The following is an 18,226-nucleotide window of genomic DNA, read 5'->3' on the forward strand; positions in this document are numbered from 1 at the left end:
TGTCAATAAATATATTCAACCACTCAAAGAAGGATTCCTCTTTTTATTTAAAAAAATTATCATAATTTTATTTACACAACTTATTATACATTACTGCCACCTAATATTAATATCTTTTAAAACTCTAAAAAACCTCTAAATATATATCAAATTTTTTGAGATAATCTAAAATTCTAGCTAATTAAAAAACCACCCGTACGGGTGGTTTTTAGCAAAATATTATTTTTTTTATTTTATCTCTTTTATATCTAGTGATGGTTTTTGATCTAGATCAAATTTTTTACAAAAATTATTAAATCTTTCTAAGATTATTCCACTACTGCCAAAGTTCATTCCATGAAGCAGTATAAAAATTTTATTATTACAAATAGATATTACATCCCCTGCTCTCAATTGTTTACCAAAATAGTCAGCTGCTTTTTCAATTATAAATTCATTTTCTATTTCTTCAAAATCCAAATTTAACAGAATAAATGAACTTTTTAAACGTTTAACATGACGAAACTCAAGCTCATAAATTTTTTCAAAAATATTAAAATCACAACACATTGCACCAGTCTTTACATTAATATCACTTACCAGATGATCTTCAATTTTCATTGAAAGCTCTCGACTCAACTTAATTCGGTGATAAACATTATTTAACTCCTGACCTGGCAAAAGATCAAGCTCCTCTTTAAGTATTCTCTCACATTTTTTATAACTGTTTATTGCTTCTGCTATTCTTCCTAGTTTAACTAGAGCCTTGATATAAAGCAGATAAAAATTCTCCCGATAAGGGTCAAATTCTATACCTTTATGAAGATAATTAACTGTATCCCGATAGTTTTGATTTTGATACAATTTTTTTGTTAATATTTCTATCAGATTCAAATAATTTACCCTTAAATTTTCTCTGTGTATCTCAGTCCAGTCTTCGTATTTTAAATTTGAATAAAAATCTCCCCGATAGAGCTGATATAAAGTTCTTAATTTTTCTATTGAAAAATCTTCTCCTTTAAGAATTTTATTTACTTCTTCTTCAAAATAATCCCAATCTGTCCAAATCTGATACTTATCATTTATTGAATATCCTCCACTTACAGACTGAACAATATCTTTAGGAACTCCATCTCTGATTAAAGATCGTCTTAAAAGATATATTGTGTTATAAAGCTTATTTTTTCCGTCATCTAAGTCAGATTCCGGCCAAAAAACATCAACCAATTCTTCTGCACTAATTTTTCTGTTCTTTTCTAATAATAAAAACATTAACAAATAAAAAGCACGCTTAGAGATCCATTTTTTTCCCATCAACTATTTTATCCTGAAATTTTAAATAAAATGGACCCAAACCATAAAACCTAATAATTTCCGCTTCCACCAGCAGCACCCCCTAAAATTGAAATGAATACCCGACATTTATTATAAAAGGGGCATTTGTCAATTATGCAAATGTCCATTATTTAAAAAGCTGCTTCTAAAATATTTTTTATATCTTCCCGATTAACCTGACCTGCGGAATTCAAAATAGCACTATTATGCATCGCTTTATCTACAATATCATCAAATTGGTTCCTTTTCACACCAATTTCTTTGAGAGTAACAGGAATACCAGTTAAAGAACGAAGTTCATTTAAAATACTGACTACAGCATTAACAGCAATTAGAGCTCTATCTTCTAGCCCTGTCTCAATAAACTTATCTCTTCCCTCCAAGGCAATTAAAATATCCTGATATGAATTTCTGCAGTAATCAAATTTAAGATTATAAAACATTCCATGAGGTAAAAGAACTGATAAAGCATCACCATGAGATACCCCAGCAATTTTTTCACAGGCATCACCAACTGCGTGAATAATACCAGCATGAGAGTTCGAAAATGAGATCCCGGCCATAACAGCTGCATTATTCATAGCAACTCTGTGTTTCTTATTATTGACATCTTTAACTAATTCGCGCAAATTCTGTCCTATTAGTTTTAGAGCTGCAAAAGCATACGCATCACTAAGTGGATTAGTCTGAAGACCCGTATAGGCCTCGACAGCATGGACAAGAGCATCTACTCCTGTAGAAGCTGTAAGTCGTGGTGGTAAAGAAAAAGTCATTGTTGGATCTATAACAGCAAGATCTGGAATTAATTTACTGGATATAAATTCTAAAACTCTTTTGCTGCTCTCATCATTAATCACAGCAGTTAAAGCAGCTTCTGAACCTGTACTGCTTGTGGTGGGAATCACAATAAATGGTTGCATATCTGCATGAGCAGTTTCAATTCCGGCCAAATCTTTCAAATCTTCAACCTGTTCCGAAATCATTAAATTGATTCCTTTAGCAGTATCTATAATCGCTTCCCCACCTAATGCAATAATTCCATCACACTCTAAATCTTTATATCTTTGAGAAGCTTTTTTTACAATTTCAATTGTTGCCTGGTTAGGAATTGTTTTGATAATCTGACGCTGATTTATTGAATCATTTTTTAGATGGGATAATAGTGTATCCAGTATTTTCATTTCATCTAAACTTTGATTTGTTAAAATTAGAGGTTTACTAACATGTAAACGATCTAATTCATAATTTAAAGTTGATAAAGCATGTTCTCCTGAAATTATTTTAACAGGACTAAAAAATTCAAAATAATCTGAGCTGTACATTAAATTTCACCCTTTTCTCTATATAAAAATAGTGCACGGATAATTAACTGCAGCCGAGAGATATTTCTTTTAAATTTATAACCTATAATTTTTTCAGAAAATTTTTCTGACATAATATAGGCTTCAACAACCTCAAAAATATAGATTAAAGATACCGCATATTCCAAATCACCTTCCAAAATTATTTTGTGTTCAGAAAATGCCTGTCTGATACCTTCTTTGGCTCCTAAAACCTCATAGGCAAATTCTTCATCTTTAAAATATAACCTCAAATCAATATTATTTGGCTCATAATGATAACCAAAATATTTAAATCTATTGTTTTCTTTTTTTACTATAATAGATGGTGCACCCTCTTCTACAGCAAATGCTGCTGTAAATTCATCAGGTAAATATGCTAATTCTCTTTTTATAATTGGCTCAGTATCAGTTAAAATGGTGAAAGAGCGGCCTATAAGTGAAAGAATTAATTTATCAATTAAATGATGCAGTTTTTTCAAATTAAAGCCTCCCTTAAAATTAATCTCTATATTTTGCTCTGGCTCCTCCAACAAGTTTTAATCTTGTCTTGGCAGCTGTAAGATGAGCTTCTCCAACCTGCTTGATTGATAATCTTACTGGCACTGCAACATTCTTAAGATGCATTCCGATTAAAGCATCACCAATATCAATACCTAAATCGGCCTCCATATTTTCTACAGTGACAGCTTCGGAAAATTCTTTAAATGCTGCTGTGGCAAAAGCACCTCCAGCACTTCGATGTGGAATAACATTTACTTCACTAAATGAATATTTTTGCTGACATTCTCTTTCAATAACTAAAGCTCTATTTATATGCTCACATCCCTGAACTGCAAGATACAGTTTATATTCTTTTAAAATTAAAATTATCCTTCTTATAATCTTGTCGCCTAAATCTACATCAGTTGCTGATCCAATCTTTTTCCCCTGGATTTCACTTGTACTTCCACCTAAGATAAAAATGGATCCGGTTTTTGGTTCTACAGTATCTATTAATTCTCTGACGGCTTTTTCAACATCAGTTAATATCTTCTCTGTCTGCATTCAAAATCTCCTTCCTAAACTAGGGTATATATATCTATTTTAACTCAAAATAATCTATATCGCAAATATGTATTTTTTTTTACAAACTAATAATGTAAATATATATTATAAATTATTATTTTTCAAAAGAAAAACCGGGAATTCCCGGTTGCATTTATTTATTTGACTGAGCTGTAATCTCTTTTTCTATATCAAAATAACGTTTTTTGGCAGATTCTGATAATTCTTTCATAATTTTTTCTCTATAACTAAAGGCTAATTCTTTACGATCATGATATTTGCCATCATTTAAGATTTCTGACCAGTTGATTTTATTGCTTTTGTTAAAAAGATCATAATCAACAAGCCTTTCTCCATCACTATTATATTCAAAAGCAAATAATATTTTTTTTATTTCTATAGGCTCAAGGAAAGTAAAGAGCCTTATCTGATAAGCAGTAATTGAAAACAAAGCAAAAGCATGATCTTTAGTCCAGGATTCACCAAGAATGATTCCCGCTTCTAAATCTGATAAAATTGTGATTAATCTTTTATATTCTAGTTCATATAATTCATCTGAGTCATAAATATTTATTTTGAGCTCAGACCACTGATGATTTTCTAAGCCATGGGTAATATATCTTACAGCATCCCGTCTTAATTCTTCAAAAACTAAAGTACTGTTCTTTGCAACTAAGATATTGTCTCTAACTTTTTTTAAAGATTTCAGTCTGGATTTAATAGGTTGATCCGTAAAAGAAATAATTGTACTGTCAGTATTACCTTTATCAATAGCTTCTAGAATTGACATTTCTTCCGCCTGATAATTTTCTGCAATTTCTTCTATTACTTTTTCACCCTGGTCGGGTATTCGCATAACTAGCTGACCTGGTCCTGTAGTAACTTTCTCAACTGCCTGACTTAGTTCATGTTGATTTAAAATCATTGCCAGCAGAGCTGTGGAATTTAGAGGTAGATATAAAATCAAATCAGAATCTTCAACTTTAAAACTATCTTTATTGTAATCACTTAAAAAAACAATCACTGATTCTTCTGCAGCTAATTTAATAGCTGTTTGAAAATTTAATTTTTTCAGCTTCGTTTTTCTAGAAAGTTCTTGACAAAATAATTTTGGTGATTTTACTTTTAAAAATAAATATCTGGGCCCACTTCTCACAAAATTCATTTAATCATCCCCAAATCATAATATTTTTAAATTTCTAAAAATTATTTTCAAATAAATAAGCCAGATTATTCAAAACCTGGCTGCTTAAAAATATTTAAATCATATTAAAAGTTTTATATTGCCTTCCCTGGTCAACTGTCCATGGATAATTAACTTTAAAGTCTTCTTTAGATGGAAGCAAAATATAATTTATATTTAAAATTCCATTTAAAAATTTATTATCACCTGTGAAATCCTGTTGATGATTATGACCAAAAAGATTAATATCAGCATCTAAGGGAAGTTTTTCAGGATAATGTGCTAATCCAATTTTAACTCCATCTAATTCAACAATACTTCCTTCAAACATAATTTCACTTCTATTTATATTTTCTTTAATAACATTTATATCATCATGATTACCTGGGATATAGATAATTCTGGCACTGGTTAATTTTTCAAGATTTCTAATAAATTCAGCTGATTTTCTTTGGTAAAGTGGTATAAGTTCATCTCCAGCATCTTCAAGCTTTAAATTATCCACTAAATCACCAGTATGAATAATCACGTCTGGACTGCTATATCTCAGCATCTTATAAACATGAGAATAAATTGATTCAGGTGTATCACTTATATGCATAATTTTTAATTCATTGGAATTATGATATTCTTTTGGCAATTTATATCTATTTTTAAAATCATAAATTCCACTACTAAAGTTTTTAATTACTTTCTTTAATACTGAAGTCATCTTACCACTCCTCTACTTTTCTGCTTTTGACTCCATTTAGATATTTGATTAACTTTAATTATAATACTTTTATTTCCATATTTCAAGTACTATTACCATTTAAAATATAAATTCAAGCTCAATATTCTCATATTATAAATTATTCAACGCTTTTCCATTCAGATAATTAAACAATCTTCCTTGATATGTATTTCTTTTATTCATTTCCTTAATAATGAGGTCATGAATTTCCCACCAGGGTGTGTCCCAATTAATAAAGATTGATTCTTTTCCAGGAGCTCTGCCAATCAAACGCTGAACAGCAATCTCAGGTGATAAATTTTCTAAAAACAAAATTACTCTCTCTATATATTCATTAAGTGAGCAAATTTCTAAATTTCCTGCTTTATATTTTTTTGCAAAAACTGAATTTTCTCTAATGTAAAGAGCATGCAATTTTACATGGTCTACTTCTAAAGCAGACAAAATTCTTGCTCCCTCAATTACATCTTCTCGTGTATCACCTGGTAAATTTAAGATTAAATGTGCTCCTACTTCAACTTCAAACTTTTTAGCTCTTAAAACAGCATCAATAAATTCAGCTAATCCATGCTGTCTATTTACACTTTTTAGAGTTTTATAATTAACTGTCTGCAGGCCAAATTCAAATGCTAAACTTATATCAGAATCAACTTCTTCTACAGCATTTTTTAAGGTTGAAATATATTTATCACAAATTGAATCAGGTCGGGTTGAAAAATAAATAGATTTAATTTTCTCTACCGCTGCAGCTTCTTTTACATATTTTTTTAATTTATCTAAAGACAAATAAGTATTGGTATAATTTTGAAAGTAGGCAATAAATTGATCTACTCCATAGCGCTCACCAATATAGTCTTTGTTTTCTAAAAGCTGTTTAGTAATTGACATATCATCAGGCAGCATTTCGAAATCAGCACCTTCTTCACCACAAAAATGACATCCTTCTTTTGCCAAATTGCCATCTCTGTTCGGACAAGTAGTTGGCAAATTAACCGGTAGTTTGTAGGTCTTTTTGCCATACTTATCTTTTAAAAACTGCGAATATTTATAGTATGGTTCTTCCATTTTTACACCTCTAAACTGTTTTCTTCAATTTATTTAATCTTTTCTGTCTTTGATCTAAATAATTAATTATATTTTCAGCTTTACTATTGATTATCAGTTCACTATCAAAATCTGGACTTTCAAAAATAAAATTGAGAGTTGAATATTCTCCAATTATATCATAGAAGTGTGCATCACTATTTACAGCAAGCTTAAATCCATACTTTTTTGCTAATTTTAATAATTTAAGTGATTCAGACTTTATTCCCCTTGTTTTAAATTTATTAGGGTTATAAGAACTTGCATTTAACTCTAAAATAACATTATTTTTGCCTGCAGCTATAGCTACCCTTTCTAGATCTATAGGATATTCACGCTGAACTGGATGAGTTATCATATCTAAATGAGGATTTTCCATTGCTTTAATTGTTGCTTCAGTATAGTCGCTTTTATTATTCAATTTATGTTCTGTTAAACGATGAATTCCCGCTGAAACAAATTCTAAATAACCGAGTTCTTCATCTGTTAAATCTAATCTACCATCTTTTAAAATATTTGCTTCTACACCTTTTACAATTCTAACCCCATATAATTTATCAGGTACAATTGAAAAATTTCCAAAATGATAAACATTCGGACCACCAGGCATATTGGGACCATGATCAGTAATTGCAAGTAATTTAATACCTTTATTAAAAGCACCTCTAGCCATTTCATCTACTGTACAATATGCATGACCACTGGCTACAGTATGAGTGTGTAAATCAGTATTAATTCTAAACACTATTAAGTTTCTCCCCCTTATATTACTTAGTATCACTAAGTAAATGTTATACTATTATATACCATTTATCTGTAAACATTTTAACAGTGATTATCTTTAAAAGCAAATTAAACATAGAAAAGCTCCCAAAAGGGAGCTCTAATTTTGACTTAATATTTTTGTTAAAAAGTTTTGGATACGTTCAGATTCTGGATTTACAAATATTTTTTCTGGGACAGTGTCACTTATTATTTTACCGTGATCCATAAAAAACACTCTATCTGAAACATCTTTTGCAAAACCCATTTCATGAGTTACAATCATCATAGTAATGTTTTCATCTGCCAAACCTCTGATAACTGTCAAAACTTCTCCAACTAACTCTGGATCTAAAGAAGAAGTTGGTTCGTCAAATAGCATTATATCAGGTTCCATTGCTAGCGCTCTCGCAATTGCAACCCTTTGTTTTTGGCCTCCAGATAATTGTGCAGGATAGCTGTCTTTTTTATCAGTAAGACCAACTTTGTTTAATAATTCTTCAGCTCTTTTTTTTGCTTCTCCCTTTGTCTCACCTTTTACAACTATTGGTGCTTCAATTAAATTACCCATAACAGTTTTATGTGGAAAAAGATTAAAACCTTGAAAAACCATTCCCATTTTTTCATAAGCTTTTTTGCCAGATTTTTTTACAGAAATTCCCTCTATAAATAATTTCCCTGAATTAATTTCTTCTAAGCCAATTAGTGAACGTAAAAGTGTGCTTTTACCAGAACCAGAAGGGCCAATTATTGAAATAACCTCTCCCTGCTGAACGTCAAACGAAACATCCCGCAGCACCTCTAATTCTCCAAAACTTTTATTTATATTTTTTGCCTTTATCATTTCCAAAATTATCACCTATTCGTATACAGAATATTTTTCTTCTAATTTGCGAAAAACTGTAACAATAACTGAGCTAATTATTAAATAAAATACGGCAGCTATTATAAAAGGGATAATAGAAAAATCCCTAGTTACAGCTACTTTGGCAGCCCGCAATAAATCACCAAGTCCAATTACAGCTACAAGAGCACTGTCTTTAACCAGATTAATTGCTTCATTACTGGTTGCTGGTAAGACTCTTTTCACAGTTTGAGGAATAATAATTCTACTCATAGTCTGTCGATAATTCATCCCCAACACCTTTGCTGCTTCATATTGACCATCACCAATAGACTCTATTCCACCTCTAAAAATTTCTGTGAAGTAAGCACCATAATTTACAATAAAAGTCAGAGCTGCAGCCGGAAAAGGTTCCAAAGTTATACCAAGTACCGGTAGACCATAATAAGCAAAGAAAAGCTGTAATAAAAGTGGTGTTCCTCTGAAAACCCAGGTGTAGAATGACAAAATAGATTCTAAAAGTGGAATTTTAGAAATTTTTCCTAGAGCACCCAGTACACCTAAAATAACAGAAAAAATTGCTGTTACCAAATAAAGCTGGAAGGTAACTAAACTACCTTCCAGTACATATCCTGATACGTTTAATATATAATCAAACAAATAAATGCCTCCTACTTAAGTACAATATCTTCTCCAAACCATTTTTCTGAGATCTCAGCTGCTGTTCCATCTGCAATCATTTCATCTAAAGCAGCATTAAGAGCCTTTCTGAATGAAACTGCTCCATCACGAATACCAACCCCATACTTTTCGCCACCAAAATCTTCTTCTAAAACTTTAAATTGACCGGGACGCTGACTAATATAATAACGACCAACAATTACATCTAAAACTACTGCTTGAACTCTACCTGTTTGCAAATCCATCAGAGCTTCAGTGTTGTTAGAAAACTTGCGCAGCTCTTTAAATGTATCTAACACTTCTGGCTCAGATTCTACAGCACTTACAGCACTACTTCCAAGCTGAATCCCAACAACTTTGCCGGCTAAATCTGCCTTAGTTTCAATATCACTATCAGCCTGTACTACAATACTCTGGGAGTTTTCTAGATATGGTTGAGAAAAATCAATGCTTTCTTCTCTCTCAGGAGTGATTGTTAGACCATTCCAAATTGCGTCAATCATCCCATTTTTTAAGCTTAAAATTACACCATCCCAATCAACAGCTTTAAATTCTACTTCAACCCCCATTCTTTTAGCTGCTTCTTTTGCTAAATCTATATCAAAACCAACAATTTCTCCATTTTCATCTCTAAAACCCATTGGTGGAAAACTATCATCTAAACCTACTACCATTTTTCCCTTTTCCTGAATTTCAGCCAAAGAATCTTCTGCCATTACACTGCCACCAATTAATAATAAAGCCAATAAAACAATAACAAAAATATTTAATAAATTATTTTTCACTTTATATCCCCCTCTAGTATATTTTCTTTTATTATACTTTATTACTTTATTATTGTAAAGTATTAATAGAAAAAAATATATTTTTTTATGAGGTCTAATATAAAAATTAAAATAGAACAAAATGTCCTTCGGACAATCTGTAATATAGTAAGGTTAAATTTTGTTGATAGCGAAAATTATGAAACTATAAATATTATCCACAACAAACCATCAGGTATAATTTCCTAGCTAATAAAAATAATTAAGAGGACAGTTAAGCCCTCTTAATTTAATATATATTTTTTTGATTGATATTATTTTAGATTTGCCTGACCTCTATAGACTAAGCCTCTAACACCATCTACAGTAAGAATTTCACCATCTTTAAAGTCATCACTAATGTCACCTGTATTAACTACAACAGGAATTCCAATATTAAGACCAACAATAGCTGGGTGAGAAGTTAGACCTCCACTAAATGTAACTACAGCAGAAGCTTTCTTCATAGCTGGTACATAATCTCTGTCTGTCATATGGGCAATCATAATATCTCCTTCTTCAATTTTTTCATTTGCCTCGTCAGCAGTTCTAACTAATTTAGCTTTTCCAATTGCTATCCTCTTTCCAATACCCTGACCATCAGCAATCGGCTTACCGACAACATCTACTTTAATTAAGTTTGTTGTACCTGAAATACCAACAGGAGCTCCGGCAGTAATTGTTACTAAATCTCCTTCATTAATTAAACCATGTTCTAAAGAAGATGAAATTGCATTATCCATCATTTCATCAGTTGTACTGCTTCTGGCTGCTAATAATGGAGAAACTCCCCAGGTCATTGACAGCTGGTGCAGCACTCTCTTATTTGGTGTAACAGCAATAATTGGTGTCTGTGGTCTAAATTTAGACACTGTACGGGCTGTTAAACCTGAACCTGTAGAAGTAATTATAGCCTCTGCTCCAAGTTCTTCGGCAGTTTGACAGGTTGCAAGTGAAATAGCAGCAGTTACAGATTCAGCTGCAAATTCATATTTTCCTGCAAATTTCTCTTTATAACTATCAGAATTTTCAACTTCATTTGCAATCTGAGCCATGGTTGCCACTGATTCAACCGGGTATTTGCCAGCAGCAGATTCTCCAGACAGCATTGTTGCATCTGTTCCATCAAAAATAGCATTAGCAACATCAGATGCCTCAGCTCTTGTTGGACGAGGATTCCTAATCATAGAGTCCAGCATCTGAGTAGCTGTAATCACAGGTTTTGAAGCTTCATTACACTTTTTAATCATCATCTTCTGAACAATTGGTACCTTTTCAGCAGGAATTTCCACCCCAAGGTCACCACGAGCTACCATAATTCCATCAGCAACTTCTAAAATGGAATCAAGATTTTCTACACCTTCCTGGTTTTCAATTTTAGCAATAATGAAAATATCTTCATTCCCACTTTCTTCTAAAATCTTTCGGATTTCAATTACATCATTTGATTTGCGAACAAAAGAAGCTGCAATAAAGTGAATACCCTGTTCTACACCAAAACGGATATCAGAAATATCCTTTTCAGTTAATGGTGGAAGACTTACTTTAACTCCAGGCAGGTTAACACCTTTACGCGATCCTAATTCACCGCCATTAACCACTCTACAAATCACATCACCATTATCAATACTGGTCACTTCTAGCTCGATTAAGCCATCATCAATTAAGATCTTATCTCCAACTTCTATATCTTCTGCTAAATCTTTATAAGATACAGATATTTTTTCTGGAGTACCTTCAATATCTTCTTTGGTGATTACAATCTCAGCATCTGCCTCTAATTGAATTTTATCACCTTTCATTTCTCCAGTTCTAATTTCAGGACCTTTGGTATCAAGCATTAAACCAACAGTTTTACCTGTTTCCTTTTCTATTTCTTTTACCAAATCAAATCTATGCTTATGTTCCTCATGATCACCGTGAGAAAAATTCATTCGGGCCACATTCATACCTGCTTCAACTACTCGTTTTATTGTTTCTTTATCATTCGTTGCTGGTCCTAATGTACATACTATCTTCGTTTTTCTCATATTAACCTCCCAATTATTTACTTACATTGATAAAATATTTGCTAGATTATAAATATCCATGTTTATGGTGTCATTTTTCTTAACTGCATCTTTTATTTCACAAACACCAATAGAATTATCTTTGTAGTTAACCATTTTATCACGTTTTCCTTCTAATAACAATTCTACTGCTTTAGCACCCATACGGCTGGCGACAATTCTATCTGTAGCTGTAGGACTTCCACCTCTTTGAAGATGACCTAGAATTGTAACTCTTGTTTCCATTCCAGTTCGCTCTCTAATCAATTCTCCCATAGCCATCCCAGGACTACCGTTGTATTCATTTAAATCAACAAATGGAGCTTCTACCCCTTCTGCTATAATAATTAAACTGTGTAATTTACCTCTGTTAAATCCTTGAGTGATTTTGTCACAAACTTCCTGAGGTGTAAAATCAATTTCAGGCAGCAAAATATACTCAGCTCCACCGGCAAGCCCAGTCATAAGGGCTAAGTAACCAGATTCCCGGCCCATACATTCAATAACAAAAGTTCTTTCATGAGATGTCGCAGTATCTCGAATCTTATTAACTGCATCTAAAATTGTATTCATGGCTGTATCTACACCTATTGTATAATCAGTACATGATAGATCATTATCTATTGTCCCTGGTATACCTACAGCTTTGATGTCACTTTCTTCATTAATTTTTTGAACACCCCGTAGAGAACCATCTCCACCAATTACAACAATTCCATCAATGCCTTCTTCTTTCATATTTGCATAAGCTTTTTTTCTTCCAGACTCAGTTTTAAACTCGTCACAGCGGGCTGATAATAAAATTGTCCCTCCACGCTGAACAATATCAGCAACTGAACCACGTTCCATGTCAAAAAAATCTTTTTCAATAAGACCTTTATAACCATGTCTTACTCCAACGACCTCTAAATTTTTATAAATTGCTGTTCTAACTACAGATCTGATAGCCGGATTCATGCCTGGAGCATCTCCTCCGCTTGTAAGCACTGCTATCTTTTTCATATCGATTCCTCCAAATTAAAAATTTTTATGTAAACAGGAATAAGCCTCTTCTGCTTCAATAGCCGGAACCTTAATCTGATATGATCCAGAACCGGCATCATCAATTTGAAGCATGAAACCTTCTTTTTCCATAATTTTTAAAATATTATCAGCTTCTTCTTTAGAAGAGGCTATATATACAACCTGCCACATTTATAAGCTCCTTTCAATTTCCAGTATATCAATGTTACTGGAAAACAAAGCTGTTATTTACCCTTCAGAATTAACTTTGCCGTGTTTACTCATTATTTCTGCTTTACCTCTTATTTTCATAGCAGAAACATTTTCAGTAAATTGAGCAGCTAAGATTTCTCCCTTGTCTAATTTTTCTGTATGATTAAATTTTGTATCTTTTCCTCTTGTTAAGCCAATAATTGTAACTCCATTTTCAAGTGCCTTAATTAAAATATAATCCGCATTAACATCCATGGTTTTCCTCCTTTATCCACTTAATAATATAATAAGCAAAAAAGAATTGTCAAGAAATTTGTCATAATATATCAAAAGATTACATTAATTTTTGAATTCATTTGAACATAAGTCAAAAAATATAATTTTAAGTTCAGATATATTTATATTCAGATTTTTTCAAAGCTCTTGCTAATTCATCTTTAGTAAGCTGATTATTATCTATATTATATTTATTCTCAGTAATTATCAGCTTATTATTTCTTTTCAACAGAACAGAAACATTACCTTCTTTTTTTAATAAGTATTTTTTTAATTTCATAATCCTCTTTTTGGAGAATTCAGAAACATCTATTAAAAGCAGATCACTATTAAGAGAAATGATTTTTTTAGCAATAATCTGTCCCTCAACTTTTTCCCCATAAACTAAAAGAGCTTTATTTGTTGAGAGATCAAAATTTATTTTTCTAAATATATCAGAAAATATAATTATTTCTATTTTTTCCTCTTGATCATTAATAGTTAAAAAAGCCATTTTGTTATTACGTTTAGTTACATGTTCTTTATAATTTGTTAAATAGCCTGCAGTCAACACTTTTCTTCCTTCAGAAATATTCAATGCTTTTTTAATTGGATAAGGTTTGATTTTTTCCAACTTATTTTGATACTGATCTAAAGGATGAGCTGAAAGATAAATGCCCAAAAACTCCTTTTCCTGCTCAAGTATAGTCTCAGTCTTTAATTCATCTACTTCAGTATAATTTAAATCTTCTTTCATAAATTTATTTTCATCATTAAATAATTCCGCAAATGACTGCTGTCCCTGAGCTTTACGTTTGGATAAATTATTATATTTATTATAAAGTTCTTCATAGTTTAAAAGCATTGAAGCTCTACTTTCAGCAATCTGATCAAAGGCTCCTGCTTTAATAAAAGCTTCTAAACTTTGAATATTAATTGCAGAAATATCAACTCTTTTCAAAAAATCGATTAAAGAAGAAAACTTTTTAACCTTTCTGGCTTTAATTACTGCTTCAATTGCAGCAGACCCCACATTTTTAATAGCTTTTAAACCATATCTGATTTGTTTATCACTTTCAGCAAAAAAATCATGATGGCTATTATTGATATCAGGAGCTAAAATTTTTAAATTTATTTCGCGTGAAGCTTTAATATAATCAGCGATTTTATCATGGTTTCCCATGACAGAAGAAAATAGAGCAGACATAAATTCAACTGGAAAATGATATTTTAAATAGGCAGTTTGATATGCTAAAAAAGCATAAGCAGTAGAATGCGATTTATTAAATCCATAACCAGCAAAATACTCCATTTGATCGAAAATCTCCTGAGCTGCTGCTTCAGTTAATCCTCGCTCAACCGCACCCTTAACAAATTTTTCTCTTTCAGCAGCAACTAATTTCAACTTTTTCTTTCCCATTCCGCGACGTAAAAGATCAGCTTCTCCCATGCTGTATCCTGCCAGATTACTTGCAATTTCCATAACCTGTTCTTGATATAAAATCATTCCAAAAGTTTCTTCCAAAATAGGTTTTAATTTAGGATGCAAATACTCTGCCTCCTTTTTTCCATGGCGAATAGCAATAAAATCATCAACAATATTACTTCCAAGTGGTCCCGGTCTTCCTAAAGCAAGCATTGCAATTAAATCACTAAAACGATCTGGTTTCATTTTTTTGTTTAAAGATTGAAATAAATATGACTCCATCTGAAAAACACCAGCAGTTTTACCTGTGCTTAAGAATTTATAAACCGCACTATCATCAAGGGGAATATTATTGATATCAATAACTTTATCTTTACGATCTTCTATTAATTGAAGGGTATTTTTAATTACAGTTAAATTTCGCAAGCCTAAAAAATCCATTTTCAAAAGCCCAAGTGCCTCTAAGTCTCCCATGGGTAACTGAGTAATTACACTCTCATCTTGTTTCTGTAAAGGGACTATCTGGGTTAAAGGTTCAGCTCCAATAATAACCCCTGCTGCATGTGTTGAGATATGTCGAGGCAGCCCCTCTACACCTCTCGCATAATCAATTAACTCCTTAATCTCTCCATCATTATGATAAAGCTCCTGCAATTTTTTTTGGTCTTTCAAAGATTGATTAATTCCTTTTCGGGAAGAAATTAGTTTTGCTACTTTATCTACTTTAGCATAAGGAACAGCAAGTACCCGGCCAACATCTCTAACTGCAGCTCGAGCAGCCATAGTCCCAAAAGTACCAATTTGAGCAACTCTCTCAGTTCCATACCTTTCTTTAACATATTCAATAATTTGATCCCTGTTTTCATCAAAATCAATATCTATATCCGGCATTGTTACTCGTTCTGGATTTAAAAAACGTTCAAAAATAAGTCCATATTTCAAAGGATTAACTTTAGTGATATTTAAAAGATAAGCGACCAAACTTCCTGCAGCTGAACCTCTACCAGGGCCAACCATAATTTCATTATCTTCAGCATACTTTACAAAATCATAAACTATCAAAAAGTAAGCAGCATAACCCATCTCAAAAATTATCTTAAGTTCATATTTTAACCGCTCAACAGCCTTTTGATCTGATCCCATTCCTTTGGCCTTTAAACCTTTTAGACACAGTTTTTTTAATAAATCCTCAGGACTTTTTTCTTGACCTAAATCTGGATATTCTGGCAGGTAAAAATGATTAAAATCTAAATCTACTTCTACCCTATCTGCAATTTTAACAGTATTTTGATAAGCAGAATCTAAATCAGGAAAAAGTTCTAGCATCTCAGCAGGAGATTTATAATAAAATTCTTGACCGGTAAAAGTCATTCTGTTTTCATCAGCTAAAGTAGTTCCGGTTTGTAAAGCTAATAAAATATCCTGTAATTCTGCATCTTCCTTATTTAAATAATGACAGTCATTTGTAACAACTGTTGGAATGTTTTCTTCTCTACTTAATTTTAGTAGTCCTTGAACCGCTTCTTTTTCCTGCTGCAAATTATGATTTTGTAATTCTAGAAAAAAATTATCTTTTCCAAAAATAGCATGATAATCTGAAACTGCTTTTTGAGCAAGATCATAATTACCATTAATTAAAAGCTGAGGAATTTCTCCTTGGATACAAGCTGATAAACAAATTAAGCCTTTACTGTATTCAGCCAAAAGTTCTTTATCGACTCGAGGTTTATAATAAAACCCTTCCAACCAAGCCTTTGAAACTAGCTGAATTAAATTATGATAACCTTCATTATTTTGAGCAAGCAGCACTAGATGATATCTTTTTCTATTTTTTTCAAAACGACTACCTAGACTCAAATAAACCTCTGCTCCAATAATGGGTTTTATACCTTCTTTTTTAGCTTTTCTGTAGAAATCAATAATCCCATAAAGTACTCCATGATCAGTAATCGCAGCAGCAGGCATATCATATTTTTTTGTTTTTTTAATTAACGAATCTACTCTAATTGCTCCATCTAAAAGACTGAATGCAGTATGATTATGAAGATGGACAAAATCGGACATTTAAATCATCCCTTTAAATTTATGCTTGTAAAATCTTGAGTTTTTTAGTATAATATAATTAAATGTTAATTTAGGAGGTGCAAGTATGAAAGAAGAAGTACAAAAATATATTGATAAAATCAGACCAAGTCTACAAGCTGATGGTGGAGATGTTGAATTAATTGAAGTAACCGAAGACGGTATCGTTAAAGTTAAGCTTCTAGGTGCCTGTAGTGGTTGCCCAATGTCAACCTTAACCATAAAAAATGGTATTGAAAGAACACTAAAACAAAATGTTGATGGTGTTAAAGAAGTTCAACCTGTCTAATCTTTGACTAAATTAAATAATTAAAAATATTTAAATTAAAAGAACAAAATGTCCTTCGGACAATCTGTAATACAGTAAGGTTAAATTTTGTTGATAGCGGAAATTATGAAAACTATAAATATTATCCACAACAAACCATCAGGTATAATTTCCTAGCTAATAAAAGATTTTAAAAGCATCCTCTTTCGGGGATGCTTTTTTATTTACAGATCTTATTTTAAAGATAATATTAATCTTCATTAATTAGATTCTTCTGTGTCATCCTGTACTGTGTCATCCTGTAATTCTTGCTCAGGTATACCAACTTCAATATCAGAAAATATTATTTTTTGAATATCATTAATCATTTTACTTAAACTATATTCTGCTTCTAAATATTTCTTCACATTATTATTAATTTCGATAAAATTTTGCAAGTTTTGTAATTTTTCTTTATCTTCTTCACTTAACTCTTCACCTGACATTCTCTTGGTCTGCATCTCCATCATTAAATTTTGATAGTCACGCAGCATTTTTTTAGATCCTTCTTTGGCCATAACTTTTTTTCTTAACTCTAAATAATTTTGATATTCATCAGAATTCTTAAGCTTTCTCTGCAGTCTTCTAGCAGTATCTTGTACTGACATTAAGATTCCTCCTTCAAAATTTTAATTTCAGATTTTATTTCATTACCTATTTCTATTATACCAAATGTAAATTTTTTTTCCAGACGCTTATCTGTTGGTGAACCAGAATTAAAAAATAATTTATCACTTAACCGTTCATTAAAAGGGCGGTGAGTGTGCCCAAAAACAATAATATCACTATCATTAAATGTATAATTTAAACCTTGAAGAATATTTTTGCCTCTAAACTGATGTCCATGAATTACAGAGATTTTTTTGCCTGCTGCTTCAAAAGTTATTTTATCTTTTAATTTTCTTTTCAGCTGCTGGCTATCTCTATTTCCGGCAACTGTTTTAACTTCTGCAATTGATTTTAACTTATTTAAATATCTTGCTTCACAATGATCTCCAGCATGAATAATCAAATCAACCTGCTTTAGTTCATGAATTAAAGCAGCTGGAAAACCAGAACCTGCATTAGGCAGATGTGTATCTGATATTACTCCAATCTTCATA

At 31.6% G+C, this 18,226-nt stretch carries 19 protein-coding genes; 1 reads left to right on the forward strand and 18 read right to left on the reverse strand.

The window, feature by feature from the left end; all coding sequences use genetic code 11:
* Nucleotides 1–228: 228 nt before the first annotated feature.
* The 16 genes from C7954_RS05240 to C7954_RS05310 all read right to left on the reverse strand — a co-directional run bounded on the left by C7954_RS05240 (nucleotide 229) and on the right by C7954_RS05310 (nucleotide 16,798).
* Nucleotides 229–1,251, reverse strand: coding sequence for an AfsR/SARP family transcriptional regulator (locus C7954_RS05240; RefSeq protein WP_243833648.1), 1,023 nt, complete (start codon nucleotides 1,249–1,251; stop codon nucleotides 229–231).
* 194 nt (nucleotides 1,252–1,445) lie between these two features.
* Nucleotides 1,446–2,636, reverse strand: coding sequence for an iron-containing alcohol dehydrogenase (locus tag C7954_RS05245; RefSeq protein ID WP_089723165.1), 1,191 nt, complete (start codon nucleotides 2,634–2,636; stop codon nucleotides 1,446–1,448).
* Nucleotides 2,636–3,136 carry a hypothetical protein gene (locus tag C7954_RS05250; protein WP_073157000.1) on the reverse strand — a complete coding sequence of 167 codons (501 nt, stop codon included), beginning with the start codon at nucleotides 3,134–3,136 and terminating at the stop codon, nucleotides 2,636–2,638. Before C7954_RS05250 ends, C7954_RS05245 begins: the two co-directional genes overlap by 1 nt.
* A gap of 19 nt (nucleotides 3,137–3,155) precedes the next feature.
* The gene (locus tag C7954_RS05255; RefSeq protein ID WP_073156997.1) at nucleotides 3,156–3,701 is read right to left on the reverse strand and encodes a TIGR01440 family protein; all 546 of its coding nucleotides are present in this window, start codon (nucleotides 3,699–3,701) and stop codon (nucleotides 3,156–3,158) included.
* Between the two features lie 154 nt (nucleotides 3,702–3,855).
* Nucleotides 3,856–4,866, reverse strand: coding sequence for a hypothetical protein (locus C7954_RS05260; RefSeq protein ID WP_089655171.1), 1,011 nt, complete (start codon nucleotides 4,864–4,866; stop codon nucleotides 3,856–3,858).
* A 94-nt stretch (nucleotides 4,867–4,960) separates the two neighbouring features.
* On the reverse strand, nucleotides 4,961–5,596 hold the full coding sequence (locus C7954_RS05265; RefSeq protein WP_073156991.1) for a metallophosphoesterase family protein: 636 nt from the start codon (nucleotides 5,594–5,596) through the stop codon (nucleotides 4,961–4,963).
* A gap of 132 nt (nucleotides 5,597–5,728) precedes the next feature.
* Nucleotides 5,729–6,682, reverse strand: a complete 954-nt coding sequence (gene mnmL, locus C7954_RS05270; protein WP_110300785.1) for a tRNA modification radical SAM protein MnmL/YtqA — start codon at nucleotides 6,680–6,682, stop codon at nucleotides 5,729–5,731.
* Nucleotides 6,683–6,692: 10 nt separating this feature from the next.
* The gene (locus C7954_RS05275) at nucleotides 6,693–7,445 is read right to left on the reverse strand and encodes a PHP domain-containing protein (protein WP_134058986.1); all 753 of its coding nucleotides are present in this window, start codon (nucleotides 7,443–7,445) and stop codon (nucleotides 6,693–6,695) included.
* Nucleotides 7,446–7,583: 138 nt separating this feature from the next.
* Nucleotides 7,584–8,312: an amino acid ABC transporter ATP-binding protein gene (locus C7954_RS05280; protein ID WP_134058989.1), complete on the reverse strand. Its 729-nt coding sequence runs from the start codon at nucleotides 8,310–8,312 to the stop codon at nucleotides 7,584–7,586.
* A gap of 9 nt (nucleotides 8,313–8,321) precedes the next feature.
* A complete protein-coding gene (locus C7954_RS05285; protein ID WP_073156980.1) occupies nucleotides 8,322–8,966 on the reverse strand; it encodes an amino acid ABC transporter permease in 645 nt (214 codons plus the stop codon).
* 11 nt (nucleotides 8,967–8,977) lie between these two features.
* Nucleotides 8,978–9,772, reverse strand: a complete 795-nt coding sequence (locus C7954_RS05290) for an amino acid ABC transporter substrate-binding protein (protein WP_081374508.1) — start codon at nucleotides 9,770–9,772, stop codon at nucleotides 8,978–8,980.
* Between the two features lie 293 nt (nucleotides 9,773–10,065).
* The gene (gene pyk / locus C7954_RS05295) at nucleotides 10,066–11,820 is read right to left on the reverse strand and encodes a pyruvate kinase (protein ID WP_089655166.1); all 1,755 of its coding nucleotides are present in this window, start codon (nucleotides 11,818–11,820) and stop codon (nucleotides 10,066–10,068) included.
* Nucleotides 11,821–11,841: 21 nt separating this feature from the next.
* On the reverse strand, nucleotides 11,842–12,840 hold the full coding sequence (pfkA, locus tag C7954_RS05300) for a 6-phosphofructokinase (protein WP_073156973.1): 999 nt from the start codon (nucleotides 12,838–12,840) through the stop codon (nucleotides 11,842–11,844).
* A 15-nt stretch (nucleotides 12,841–12,855) separates the two neighbouring features.
* On the reverse strand, nucleotides 12,856–13,032 hold the full coding sequence (locus tag C7954_RS13620; protein WP_166667683.1) for a hypothetical protein: 177 nt from the start codon (nucleotides 13,030–13,032) through the stop codon (nucleotides 12,856–12,858).
* 57 nt (nucleotides 13,033–13,089) lie between these two features.
* The gene (gene mtrB, locus C7954_RS05305) at nucleotides 13,090–13,308 is read right to left on the reverse strand and encodes a trp RNA-binding attenuation protein MtrB (protein WP_073156970.1); all 219 of its coding nucleotides are present in this window, start codon (nucleotides 13,306–13,308) and stop codon (nucleotides 13,090–13,092) included.
* 133 nt (nucleotides 13,309–13,441) lie between these two features.
* Nucleotides 13,442–16,798, reverse strand: coding sequence for a DNA polymerase III subunit alpha (locus C7954_RS05310; RefSeq protein WP_089655164.1), 3,357 nt, complete (start codon nucleotides 16,796–16,798; stop codon nucleotides 13,442–13,444).
* Between the two features lie 85 nt (nucleotides 16,799–16,883).
* Here C7954_RS05310 and C7954_RS05315 point away from each other — a divergent pair, with 85 nt between their 5' ends.
* Complete coding sequence (locus C7954_RS05315; protein ID WP_073156964.1) at nucleotides 16,884–17,105, forward strand: NifU family protein; 222 nt, start codon at nucleotides 16,884–16,886, stop codon at nucleotides 17,103–17,105.
* 239 nt (nucleotides 17,106–17,344) lie between these two features.
* Here the strand turns inward: C7954_RS05315 and C7954_RS05320 are convergent, their stop codons facing one another.
* Both C7954_RS05320 and C7954_RS05325 read right to left on the reverse strand, forming a co-directional pair.
* Complete coding sequence (locus C7954_RS05320) at nucleotides 17,345–17,731, reverse strand: YlbF/YmcA family competence regulator (protein WP_073156961.1); 387 nt, start codon at nucleotides 17,729–17,731, stop codon at nucleotides 17,345–17,347.
* Nucleotides 17,731–18,225, reverse strand: a complete 495-nt coding sequence (locus C7954_RS05325) for a metallophosphoesterase family protein (protein WP_089655162.1) — start codon at nucleotides 18,223–18,225, stop codon at nucleotides 17,731–17,733. The genes C7954_RS05320 and C7954_RS05325 overlap by 1 nt, the downstream gene beginning before the upstream one ends.
* Between the last annotated feature and the right edge of the window lies 1 nt (nucleotide 18,226).

Source organism: Halanaerobium congolense, assembly GCF_004366375.1.
GTDB lineage: Bacteria > Bacillota > Halanaerobiia > Halanaerobiales > Halanaerobiaceae > Halanaerobium > Halanaerobium congolense.

Coding starts and splice junctions, on each gene's coding strand:
- C7954_RS05240 (WP_243833648.1), bottom strand. CDS start 1,251: ATGTTTTTATTATTAGAAAAGAACAGAAAAATTAGTGCAGAAGAATTG.
- C7954_RS05245 (WP_089723165.1), bottom strand. CDS start 2,636: ATGTACAGCTCAGATTATTTTGAATTTTTTAGTCCTGTTAAAATAATT.
- C7954_RS05255 (WP_073156997.1), bottom strand. CDS start 3,701: ATGCAGACAGAGAAGATATTAACTGATGTTGAAAAAGCCGTCAGAGAA.
- C7954_RS05260 (WP_089655171.1), bottom strand. CDS start 4,866: ATGAATTTTGTGAGAAGTGGGCCCAGATATTTATTTTTAAAAGTAAAA.
- C7954_RS05265 (WP_073156991.1), bottom strand. CDS start 5,596: ATGACTTCAGTATTAAAGAAAGTAATTAAAAACTTTAGTAGTGGAATT.
- mnmL (WP_110300785.1), bottom strand. CDS start 6,682: ATGGAAGAACCATACTATAAATATTCGCAGTTTTTAAAAGATAAGTAT.
- pyk (WP_089655166.1), bottom strand. CDS start 11,820: ATGAGAAAAACGAAGATAGTATGTACATTAGGACCAGCAACGAATGAT.
- pfkA (WP_073156973.1), bottom strand. CDS start 12,840: ATGAAAAAGATAGCAGTGCTTACAAGCGGAGGAGATGCTCCAGGCATG.
- C7954_RS13620 (WP_166667683.1), bottom strand. CDS start 13,032: ATGTGGCAGGTTGTATATATAGCCTCTTCTAAAGAAGAAGCTGATAAT.
- mtrB (WP_073156970.1), bottom strand. CDS start 13,308: ATGGATGTTAATGCGGATTATATTTTAATTAAGGCACTTGAAAATGGA.
- C7954_RS05310 (WP_089655164.1), bottom strand. CDS start 16,798: ATGTCCGATTTTGTCCATCTTCATAATCATACTGCATTCAGTCTTTTA.
- C7954_RS05315 (WP_073156964.1), top strand. CDS start 16,884: ATGAAAGAAGAAGTACAAAAATATATTGATAAAATCAGACCAAGTCTA.
- C7954_RS05320 (WP_073156961.1), bottom strand. CDS start 17,731: ATGTCAGTACAAGATACTGCTAGAAGACTGCAGAGAAAGCTTAAGAAT.
- C7954_RS05325 (WP_089655162.1), bottom strand. CDS start 18,225: ATGAAGATTGGAGTAATATCAGATACACATCTGCCTAATGCAGGTTCT.